The 8,013-nt window shown below is 63.7% G+C and carries 9 protein-coding genes and 1 pseudogene; 6 read left to right on the top strand and 4 right to left on the bottom strand.

What is annotated here, in order from left to right:
* Positions 1-220 precede the first annotated feature (220 nt).
* Positions 221-1,087: pseudogene (locus tag AC1RKI_RS12870) on the top strand (PA0069 family radical SAM protein); the annotation flags it as partial.
* 259 nt (positions 1,088-1,346) lie between these two features.
* Here AC1RKI_RS12870 and AC1RKI_RS12865 read toward each other — a convergent pair.
* The 3 genes from AC1RKI_RS12865 to AC1RKI_RS12855 form a co-directional block, all read right to left on the bottom strand.
* Entirely contained in the window at positions 1,347-2,285 is a 939-nt protein-coding gene (locus AC1RKI_RS12865; protein WP_492795550.1) for a LysR family transcriptional regulator, read from the bottom strand.
* Positions 2,286-2,301: 16 nt separating this feature from the next.
* A complete protein-coding gene (locus AC1RKI_RS12860) occupies positions 2,302-2,796 on the bottom strand; it encodes an NINE protein (RefSeq protein WP_150979408.1) in 495 nt (164 codons plus the stop codon).
* Between the two features lie 218 nt (positions 2,797-3,014).
* Positions 3,015-3,425, bottom strand: a complete 411-nt coding sequence (locus tag AC1RKI_RS12855) for a hypothetical protein (RefSeq protein ID WP_061958790.1) — start codon at positions 3,423-3,425, stop codon at positions 3,015-3,017.
* Between the two features lie 416 nt (positions 3,426-3,841).
* Here AC1RKI_RS12855 and rpsP point away from each other — a divergent pair, with 416 nt between their 5' ends.
* The 5 genes from rpsP to AC1RKI_RS12830 all read left to right on the top strand — a co-directional run bounded on the left by rpsP (position 3,842) and on the right by AC1RKI_RS12830 (position 6,924).
* Positions 3,842-4,093 (top strand): 30S ribosomal protein S16, encoded by a 252-nt coding sequence (rpsP, locus tag AC1RKI_RS12850; protein ID WP_061958789.1) that lies wholly within the window; start codon positions 3,842-3,844, stop codon positions 4,091-4,093.
* A gap of 58 nt (positions 4,094-4,151) precedes the next feature.
* The gene (gene rimM / locus AC1RKI_RS12845; RefSeq protein WP_492795547.1) at positions 4,152-4,820 is read left to right on the top strand and encodes a ribosome maturation factor RimM; all 669 of its coding nucleotides are present in this window, start codon (positions 4,152-4,154) and stop codon (positions 4,818-4,820) included.
* A 22-nt stretch (positions 4,821-4,842) separates the two neighbouring features.
* Positions 4,843-5,625 (top strand): tRNA (guanosine(37)-N1)-methyltransferase TrmD, encoded by a 783-nt coding sequence (trmD, locus tag AC1RKI_RS12840; RefSeq protein WP_244786871.1) that lies wholly within the window; start codon positions 4,843-4,845, stop codon positions 5,623-5,625.
* 74 nt (positions 5,626-5,699) lie between these two features.
* Entirely contained in the window at positions 5,700-6,089 is a 390-nt protein-coding gene (gene rplS, locus AC1RKI_RS12835; RefSeq protein WP_061958786.1) for a 50S ribosomal protein L19, read from the top strand.
* 154 nt (positions 6,090-6,243) lie between these two features.
* Complete coding sequence (locus AC1RKI_RS12830; RefSeq protein WP_492795544.1) at positions 6,244-6,924, top strand: CoA pyrophosphatase; 681 nt, start codon at positions 6,244-6,246, stop codon at positions 6,922-6,924.
* Positions 6,925-6,974: 50 nt separating this feature from the next.
* Here AC1RKI_RS12830 and AC1RKI_RS12825 read toward each other — a convergent pair whose 3' ends face one another.
* A complete protein-coding gene (locus AC1RKI_RS12825; protein WP_492795543.1) occupies positions 6,975-7,844 on the bottom strand; it encodes a sulfurtransferase in 870 nt (289 codons plus the stop codon).
* Positions 7,845-8,013 lie beyond the last annotated feature (169 nt).

Genomic DNA, 8,013 nt, shown 5'->3' with positions numbered 1-8,013 from the left:
CAGGAGCCCGGTGCGCGAATCGCGCACGCCGGGATCTGTGCGGGGGGTGCCCAGTAATGGGCATTCCTACCGCGACATTGAGCGGTAGATAACAACCTTCGGTTTGCTGAACACGCGCACAGACGAGACGAGGTGCCCGGAAAGGTCAAAAGCTCCGAAACCGCCCGGAACCCAGTGTTGGCACAGGAGCTTTCGAGGTGAACAAAGAGCTTGACGTATAAAGCGTGGCTGTATCTACTGCTTCGCGCGGCCGACGCATGCGTATCTCGATCTGTCTCCGGGACTCGATTTCGAATCGAAACTGTACGCCAAGGCCAATGCGGCGCAGCGGCTGCGCGAGGAAATCTCGCGGCCGTCCTATCAGTGCCAGACCATCGCGCTGGGCGTCAATACCGACGCCTATCAACCGATCGAGCGTACGCAACGCATCACGCGCAGCGTCCTCGAGGTTCTGCATGAGACCGATCACCCTGTTGCGCTTATCACGAAGTCGTCGCTGATCGAACGCGATGTCGACCTGCTTGCGCCAATGGCTGCCCGGCGCCTAGCGGTGGCCGCCGTCACGATCACCACGCTCGATGCCGACATCGCACGCACCTTGGAACCGCGTGCCGCGACGCCCGCACGCCGCTTGCGCACGATCCGCGAATTGACCGACGCGGGTGTGCCGGTTGGCGTCAGCGTGGCGCCGCTCATCCCGTTCATTACGGAGCCTGATCTCGAACGGATCCTCGAGGCCGCTCGCGAGGCGGGCGCGGTGTATGCCAACTACATCGTGTTGCGATTACCGTGGGAGGTGCGCCCGCTGTTCCAGGAATGGCTGCAGGCGCATTTTCCGGACCGTGCCGAGCGGGTCATGAACCGCGTGCGCGAAATGCGTGGCGGTAAGGATTACGACGCCGATTTCGCTTCGCGCATGCGCGGCACGGGAATCTGGGCGGACTTGATCCGCCAGCGTTTCTATAAAACGGCGGATCGGCTCGGTTTCCGCTACAACCGTTTCGAGCTCGATACCTCGCAATTCCGCCCGCCACCGAGGCCCACGCGGTCGCGCGCGGCTGACGTCGGGCAAGGCTCGCTTTTCTGAGCGGGTGCGAGGGGTGCATGTGATAGGTGGGATGGACGGGACGATGCCGCCGCGCCGTCCGGTTGTGCCTGAGCGTCGTCGATCATGCGACACGCCAGCTCCAACGCGGCGCGTGCGTTGGCGGGTGCCAATCCCGACGACATCGCCAGCCTCACGGCGATGGCCGCAAGGCGTCCTTCTTCGTAAGCCGGATGATCCATCTGCAGCTCCTTCGCAGCGCTGCCCGAGGGCGGAGCCGCATGTTACGGGTTGCGGGAACCTAAGCAGTATGGGCGATTTGCGGCGGCGTGGAAGGATGGCCGCGGTCCCAATAGGGTGGGGAGCCAAACCAGTCGGCGAAGAAGTCGACAAAAGCGCGCGTCTTGGCCGGCACGAGGTGTCGGCTGGGATAGACGGCCCAGATCGAAACGGCCGGCAGCACCGGATACTCGTCCAGCAAACTGACCAAGTCGCCACGTTGCAGATAGGGCGCGACATCCCAAGTCGATTTCAGCGCGATCCCCATGCCTGCAAGAATCGCGTCGCGTATCACTTCGCCGTTGTCGACGCGCAGATTCCCATGCACCGCCACCGCGTGTTCGCCGACCGGGGTGTCGAATCGCCATGTAGATTGATCGCCCAGCACCAGGCAGTTGTGCTTGCGCAGGTCTTCGGGATGCCACGGCGTGCCGTGACGGCCAAGATAGTCGGGCGATGCACAGATTACACGCCGGCTTGGCGCCAGCGGCCGCGCAACCAGCGACGAATCTGGCAGTGCGCCCATGCGCAATGCGACGTCGATGCCGGCATCGACAAGTCCCACGATCTGGTCGGTCAGGCGCAGGTCCAGCGTGATGTCGGGGTATGCCTTCAGAAAAGCGGGAATCGCGGGCGATACGTGCTGGCGGCCGAACGATGCCGGGGCGGTGACGCGCAGCGGGCCGCGTGGGGCTTCGGCGCCGCGGCCCACCGATTGGGCGGCCGCCTCGGATATCACCAGCAACTGTTCGGCATGCACGAGAAATCGCTCGCCATCGCCGGTCAGCGACAGCCGACGCGTGGTGCGATGGAGCAACCGCGCACCCAGTTGTTCTTCGAGGCGCTGCAATCTGGCGCTTGCCGTCGATGTCGACAACGCCAGGTCGCGGGCCGCGGCGGACAGGTTGCCCAGTGCGGCGGCGCGTACAAACACCGCAATGTCGAGCAGGTCGAAATGCATCGGCGAGCCGCGCCCGTTATTCCTGCGAGAGCGCCTTGGCGGCTTCTACCTGGGATTCAAAAAAAGTCTGGAAGCTGATGGCAAGGCCGGCCATCAACAGCCCTGTGCCGATCATCAACGAGAGAATCACAAGAATCACGACCGGCCAGCCCGAGCGTGTGGGCCGTCCTTCAGGGTTGTAACGCGCGTCCCATTGATCGTCGGGGCGCAGGCCGAACACGATGGCAGTCAGGAATGCAGCGATCATCGACGCGCCGCCGGCTACCGCGAAGGTCCAGTTCAATGCCGCGCTGCCGGTGCCAAGAACCAGCGAAGCAATGCCGATCACACCGGCCAGCGTCGCGAGCAGATGCGCCCAGCCAAACTTGTCGCCAAGCCCGCGCAGATAGAACCGATGCGCCCCGAGGCTGCCGAGCAGGAACGCCAGTGCGACGGTGATCAATTTTGACTTGCTGCCCGAGCGATGGGCGGTGGTGCGGGCAACGGTGGGGGCTTGGCTGGCGGCAGGCATCGTAGGCAGGCAATCTCGGAATCGCGTGGATGCCGACGGCATCGGCGCACATTGTACGCTGGCGCCATGCGGTGGCAGCATGTCTCACGGCCACGAAGGCCCGGCGCGCGCATACGGGTGCAACGCAGCAGCTTTGAGAATCGGAATGCAGAAATGGCCGGGATTCCGGCCACTTTCAGAGGCAAACCAGAGCTAACTAGTAGGCGATAAGCGGCGGACTAGCGGCCGCCGTCGCGACCGCGCGCCTGCCAGCCGGGGCCGACGCCGGACGGGCGGACCTCCGTGCCGCGCAACGAAGCATCGCCGGGGCTGTTGCGATCGACGCCGCCGGGTTGGCGCGCGAAGCGGTCGTCGTCTCGCCCGCCAGGGCCTTGCGGGCGTCCGCTCAGCCGGTCGTCGTTGCGCGCGCGCTGTTCCATCCGGTCGATCTGAGCCTGGACGTGGTCGCGGTTTTCCGCGCGCACGCTGGCCATGTCCCAGCCGCCGCCCCGTCCCATGCGCACCGAGTTGTCGGCGCGCGCATGGTGCCAGAAGGCGATTTGTGCGTGGCTGGTGGCGATGGAGCCAACCAGGCCGATGACGGCCACGGTACCAGCCACCAGACAGCGCAGGTGGGGGCGGGTAAGCATGTGGATTTCCAATGTCCTGTAGCAGGTGATGAGTCAGGCGTTGGATTCATGGTACGCAGGCAGCCTGGGATGGCCTATTCGAATCGCGTTACCGGTGTAACGGATTGTTTCGTCATTTTTGCCAACTTCGATGCGTCTGCCGCCGGCGTCGGGCACTTAGGCTCTGCCGCATACTACTGACGCCCTGCCATGCGTGGGGGCGCCTTCGACGATGCGCGACTCGATGTGTCGTATTCGTTGCATGAGCCAAGCACTGTCACCATTTTCGCCACGGCGGGCTTGCGTCGATGTTGCGCTGGCGGCGCACCGGCGGCCGAGGAGATAGCGAAAAGCCCTAAGAGTTTGTTCGGGGTCCCGAAGTGGGCTATACTCTTGCGTTTCGTGTTCGCACACCCCCGTTTTTTCGAGGAATTAACATGGTCGTAATCCGTCTGGCTCGCGGCGGCAGCAAGAAGCGCCCGTTCTTCAACATCGTTGCTACCGATTCGCGCAACCGTCGCGATGGCCGTTTCATCGAGCGCGTTGGCTTCTACAACCCGCTGGCTTCCGACAAGGAAGAAGGCCTGCGCCTGGTGCAAGACCGTCTGGCCTACTGGCAAGGCGTTGGCGCCCAGCTGTCGCCGACCGTTGCTCGTCTGGTCAAGCAAGCTGGCAAGGCTGCTGCCTGATAGCTTTAAGGCGTACCGGTTCGGGTGCGCTTGATGCATAACTGACGCTCTCTGCAACGTGACTGGCAACGCCACCGGCCGTAAGCCGCTGAATCTTTCGGGTGCTGCCGCGCAATCTGGCGCCGCTGCCCGCGAGGCGAAGCTGCCTGCCGCACTGCTGGACACAAATAGCCTTCCTGACGATCTGATCGAGGTCGGCTATGTGGGTGCGGCATATGGCATCCGGGGCTGGATCAAGGTCCATCCGCATGCGGACGACGCCTCCGCATTGCTGCATGCCCGTCGCTGGTGGCTGCTGCGTGCGCCGCCGGCAGGCGTGATGACCGCGCCGGCGCAGTCTGCCGAAGCGGTCAGCGTCAAGATTGCCCAGTCGCGCGAGCATAGCGGTACCGTGGTGGCGCAAGCCGCCGGCGTTTCGGATCGCAATGTGGCTGAAATGCTTAAGGGCCGTCGCGTCTGGATCCGGCGTGAGGATTTTCCCGCGCCGGAAGAAGGTGAATTCTACTGGGTCGACCTCATCGGTTGCGCCGTGGTCAACGAGCAGGGCGAAGCGCTCGGCGAAGTGACCGGCCTGATCGACAACGGCGCCCATCAGATCCTTCAGGTGGCTTTCAAGCTGCCGGATGGAAAGGCCGCGGAGCGGCTGATTCCGTTTGTCGACGCATACTTGCGCACGGTCGATACATCGGCCAGGCGCATTGTCGTGGACTGGGGGCTCGAGTACTGAAGTTCCGTCTAGGGAGGCGCGGATGCAGTTCGACGTAATCACGCTGTTTCCCGAGATGTTTCGCGCGCTGACCGACTGGGGCATTACCAGCCGTGCAGCCAAGCAGGACCGCTACGCCTTGCGGACCTGGAATCCGCGCGATTTTACTGTCGACAACTACCGGACGATCGATGATCGTCCCTATGGCGGCGGCCCCGGCATGGTTATGCTGGCCAAGCCGCTGGAAGACGCGATCGATGCCGCAAGCGCGGCGCAATCGCAGGCCGGTGTCGACAAGCCTCACGTTGTCCTGATGTCGCCGCAAGGCGCCACACTGACGCACGAGAAGGTCATGTCGCTGTCGCGGCGGCCCGGCCTGGTGTTGCTGTGTGGGCGCTATGAAGCCATCGACCAGCGTCTGATCGATCGTCGCGTGGACGAGGAAATCAGCCTCGGAGATTTCGTGCTGTCGGGTGGAGAGCTTCCCGCGATGGCGCTGATCGACGCGGTGGTGCGGCATCTGCCCGGCGTGCTGGGCGATGCGCAGTCGGCGGTGCAGGACAGTTTCGTCAACGGCCTGCTTGATTGTCCGCACTACACGCGGCCGGAAGAATACGAAGGCGTGCGGGTCCCCGATGTACTGCTGGGGGGGCATCACGCCGAAATCGAAAAATGGCGGCGCCAGCAGGCGTTGTCCAATACGGCTCGCAAGCGTCCCGATCTGATCGTGGCGGCGCGCGAGCAAGGATTGTTGTCCAAGGCCGATGAGAAGTTCTTGTCGGAGTGGGCGACGAAAGCAGGGCGGGAGTTCGCTTCCGCCAAGTGAAAACCCCATCCTCTGCCGGGGCCCAGCAAGGTTCTGGGGCATACAACGCCGGCACGATGGTTAAGGAGAAAACGATGAACATCCTCGAGCAAATCGAGAAGGAAGAAATCGCGCGTCTGACGGCGAACAAGACCATCCCCGCATTCGCACCTGGCGATACCGTTATCGTCAACGTGAACGTGGTGGAAGGTAACCGCAAGCGCGTGCAGGCCTATGAAGGCGTGGTGATCGCCAAGCGTAACCGTGGCCTGAACAGCTCCTTCATCGTGCGCAAGATCTCGTCGGGTGAAGGCGTGGAGCGTACGTTCCAGCTGTACTCGCCGCTGATCGCCGGCATCGAAGTGAAGCGTCGCGGTGACGTCCGTCGCGCGAAGCTGTACTACCTGCGCGAGCGCTCGGGCAAGTCGGCACGTATCAAGGAAAAGCTGGTGACGAAGGCCTCGAAGGCCGCCGCCGCCCAGTAAGCTTCCTGGTCAGGCGCCGGCAACGGCGCCCTGCCGGATTGCGAAGGACACCCTCGGGTGTCCTTTTTGCGTTCTGAGCCGATGTTGCGCCGATGTCGTCACGGTATTGTGCTGCAGTGCGGCAATACGCCGTTCTGTCATACTTGACGGCGTTATGCGCCCCATATTCGATCCCCAAGCGTTACCGGTCATCGAGACCGATCACCGTCGCGCGCCGCTTTCCGCGCCGCGCATGCGACCCGATTTCATCCGGCACAGATTGCTCTCGCCCCCGGCATGGGAGCCGGAGCTGACCGATGAATCGCGAGTCTATGACAAGTCGCGCGGCCTGCGCGAAGCCGCCGTGCTGGTGCCGCTGGTCGATCGTCCGGACGGCTTGACCGTGCTGCTGACCGAGCGCAATGCCAACCTCACGGCGCATGCGGGGCAGATCAGCTTCCCGGGCGGCAGCCGGGAAACCTACGACGCCGACCGGATTGCCACGGCATTGCGCGAGACACGCGAAGAAATCGGGCTGGATCGCGACCACATCGAGGTGCTCGGGTCGTTGCCCGACTACATCACCGGAACCGGATTTCACGTCAGTCCCGTGGTCGGGTTGGTGCGTCCCGGATTTACCTTGCAGCCCCATGCGGGCGAAGTGGCCGATGTATTCGAAGTGCCGTTGGCCTTCCTGATGGATCCGTCGCGGCACGAGCGCCGCCTGTTCCGCTGGGACGGGGGCGAGCGCCAGTTCTATGCCATGCCGTATCCGCGCGAGGATGGCGGCCATTGGTTCATCTGGGGCGCCACGGCCGGCATGCTACGCAATCTCTATCACCTGCTTGCCGCCTGAGCCCCGCGCGCCGTTGAAGACCGGGCCAGCCGGCTCACACGCCTGATGTCTCAGGCCGCGACCTGCGCGTCGTTGCCGTCCGACGCGGGCATCTGGTCGGCACAGTGCGGGCAGCTCTTGCCGACCACATACTTCGGATCTTGCTGCGCCTCGGGCGTCACCACTGCGCGGCAAGCGAAGCACTGTACCGGACCGGCGGGCTCCAGATTGGGATTCAGCGCGGTTCGGTAGTCGAACACGAAACAGTCGCCGCGATAGTGACTGCCGCCGACTTCCTCGAAATACTTGAGAATGCCGCCCTCAAGCTGATAGACGCGCTCGATCCCGACTTCCTGCATGTGGATCGCGGCCTTTTCGCAGCGAATGCCGCCCGTGCAGAACGAGACCACGGTCTTGCCCTCAAGCGTTGCACGGTTCTCGGCCACGGCCGGCGGGAAATCGCTGAACTTGTCGATGTTGTACTCGACGGCGTTCTCGAACGTGCCGACCGCCACTTCGAACGCATTGCGCGTATCCAGCATCACCACGGGACGGCCGTCGTCGTCGTGCCCCTGGTCGAGCCAGCGCTTCAGATCCGCCGGCCGGACTGACGGCGCGCGGCCGGCCTCCGGTCGGATCAGCGGCATCTTCATGGTGATGATTTCCTTCTTGGCGCGCACCAGCATCCGCTTGAACGGCTGGTTCTCGGACAGGCTCTCCTTGGATGCGATATCGGCAAAGCGCGCGTCCGCGTGCAGCCACGTCATGAATTCATCAATTTGCGCCCGGGTGCCGGCCAGGAACATGTTGATGCCCTCCGGCGCAAGCAGGATCGTGCCTTTCAGCCCCGCGGCCTCGCAGCGTTCGCGCATGGCGGGGCGCAGCGTCTCGATGTCTTCGAGAGTGACAAACTTGTAAGCTGAAATATTGACGATCTGCATGGCCGGTGCCGCGTGTCGAGTGCGTGAGCGCGCTCGATAACTGCCTGATTGGAAAGGCGAAATTATAGCCGCTTGGCGGCCGTGCCGATACCCGCCGGCGCGCTGGCACGGCGGTGCGCGCCGGCACATCACTTTACGAATTCTCTCAGCGTGCCGCGCAAAGGGAGCC

This window comes from Cupriavidus sp. GW822-FHT06G04, assembly GCF_058799075.1.
The sequence above is the reverse complement of the archived record's forward strand: the minus strand, read 5'-3'. Positions and strand labels throughout refer to the sequence as shown.